General features: G+C 49.7%; 3 protein-coding genes. 2 read left to right on the top strand and 1 reads right to left on the bottom strand.

The window, feature by feature from the left end; translation table 11 throughout:
- Together KDK17_RS07605 and ddpX are read left to right on the top strand one after the other, a co-directional pair.
- On the top strand, positions 1 to 823 hold an 823-nt coding region (locus KDK17_RS07605), incomplete at its 5' end, for a PTS fructose transporter subunit IIC (protein ID WP_257287755.1).
- A 60-nt stretch (positions 824 to 883) separates the two neighbouring features.
- Complete coding sequence (gene ddpX, locus KDK17_RS07600; protein WP_257254654.1) at positions 884 to 1,450, top strand: D-alanyl-D-alanine dipeptidase; 567 nt, start codon at positions 884 to 886, stop codon at positions 1,448 to 1,450.
- A gap of 96 nt (positions 1,451 to 1,546) precedes the next feature.
- Here the strand turns inward: ddpX and KDK17_RS07595 are convergent.
- Positions 1,547 to 1,994: (2Fe-2S)-binding protein (locus KDK17_RS07595; RefSeq protein WP_257287754.1), on the bottom strand; the 448-nt coding region annotated here is incomplete at its 5' end.

Below are 1,994 nucleotides of genomic sequence, written 5' to 3'. Positions count from 1 at the left end.
CTTTATCCCCGTACTCGGAGGCTATATAGCCTGGTCCATTGCCAGCCGTCCCGCTCTGGCACCCGGGATGATTGGAGCCTGGCTGGCAGGTCAGTTCGGTTGTGGCTTTCTGGGAGCAATGATTGTAGGACTCATTGCAGGCTATATTGTTAATGCCCTCAAGAAAATCCCCTTTCCACCGACCATGCGACCTATTGCTATCATCTTTATCTACCCTCTGGCAGGCACGTTTCTGACCTCAGCATTGGTAATTTGGGTAATTGGACAACCCATCGCCAATATGATGAATCACCTGAACGAGTGGCTCTATAGTCTTCAGGGATTATCCAAGGTTTCACTTGGCGCCATTCTTGGCGGCATGACCGCTTTTGACATGGGCGGTCCTATCAATAAAGTCGCCACCCTGTTCGCTCAAACTCAGATACAAGATCACCCCTATCTAATGGGTGGTGTCGGGGTGGCCATTTGCACCCCACCTTTGGGTATGTGGCTGGCCACCCTGCTCTCCCCCGGGAAATACTCTGCTGAAGAGCGAGAGGCTGGCAAGGCTGCTCTGGCTATGGGTATGATAGGCATATCAGAAGGAGCAATCCCCTTTGCTGTTGCTGACCCAATACGAGTCATACCCGCCATAGTTCTGGGAGGAATTACCGGCAATGTAATAGGATTCATGGCCGAAGTCATCAATCATGCTCCCTGGGGTGGCTGGATCGTTCTGCCGGTTGTCGATGGTCGCCCCTGGTATATTCTGGCCACCATCGCCGGTGCACTGGTAACAGCTCTGGCTGTCAACCTTTTGAAACCTGTAAAGCCCGAATCTTAAGAGCTTTCCAGACAATTATCCTTACCCTGCGTTAAAAATATCTGAAGGCCAGATTAATTTATGAAGAACTCGCACTCACTGGTTGAAGTCACACCACAAAGTCACGATCTTTTGCTCGAGATAGTTTACGCTACCACGAGGAACTTCACTGGTAAGCAGGTTTATAAAAAACCTCTGTGCCTGATGCACGAAGAAGCCGCCAACAGATTGCAAAACGCCATTGAAGTTCTTCAACCCATGGGGCTCAAATTAAAAATATGGGATGCCTATCGCCCACTGGAAGCCCAGCAGGAACTCTTTCAATGTGTACCGGACCCTCAATATGTGTCCCACCCGAAAACCGGGTTACGTACCCACTGCAGAGGGATAGCTGTTGATCTCACGCTGGTTGATCAGTTCGGACATACATTGGAAATGGGCACAGAGCTGGATGACTTCCGCCCATTAGCTCACCATGGCAATGACCAGATTACCGAGCTCGCACAGAAAAACAGGTTAATCCTGGCAGGCGCCATGAATGTGGCTGGATTCGACGCTCTTGAAAATGAATGGTGGCATTATCAATTACCTGATGCTGATCTATATCCGATATTAGAGGAAAATGAAGTCTGTTCAGGTATTATCTAGTGCCGCCGAATCTTATGCTTGATTCCGCTCGCACAGAGCTTGTCCAAGTGCAGTGCCACTGACCTTCAACAAGCCCGGGACGAACAGAGTGCGTGTCTATACCAACTCTGCTGTATGGGTAATCAGCTTGCGAATCTCAGGAATACAGGATCCACAGTTTGTTCCTGCCTTCAAAGACTGACCCACCTCGACAGGGTCAGTAAAGCCTTCCTCTTCAATCACACGACAGATGGTTTTCTCGCCCACACCAAAACAGGCACAAACCACTTTGCCAGTATCTTCTCCCTTCGGTGGAATGCCTGCCAGTAATCGCCAGCGCTCTGAAAAAGGAATATCTTCTTTTTCAAAAGCAGCCTGTAGCCATACACGATCACTGTCGGGCAATGACTCTCCAACAATAAGAAGAGCCTGCAGCTGGCCAGATGCAAACCAGGCACTACGGGCACTGCCTGTCTTCAGATCAGTGTAATCAATTCTTTCCTTGCCTGAGCCGACACACTCCAGCATTGTAGAATCAATGGATTGGCCTGCCACCTCATATCGG

The sequence above is a fragment of the Endozoicomonas sp. SESOKO2 genome (assembly GCF_024606245.1).
Taxonomy (GTDB): Bacteria; Pseudomonadota; Gammaproteobacteria; order Pseudomonadales; family Endozoicomonadaceae; genus Endozoicomonas_A.
The sequence above is the reverse complement of the archived record's forward strand: the minus strand, read 5'-3'. Positions and strand labels throughout refer to the sequence as shown.

Excerpts from the sequence above, each read along its gene's own strand:
- ddpX (WP_257254654.1), top strand. The coding sequence starts at position 884 with ATGAAGAACTCGCACTCACTGGTTGAAGTCACACCACAAAGTCACGAT.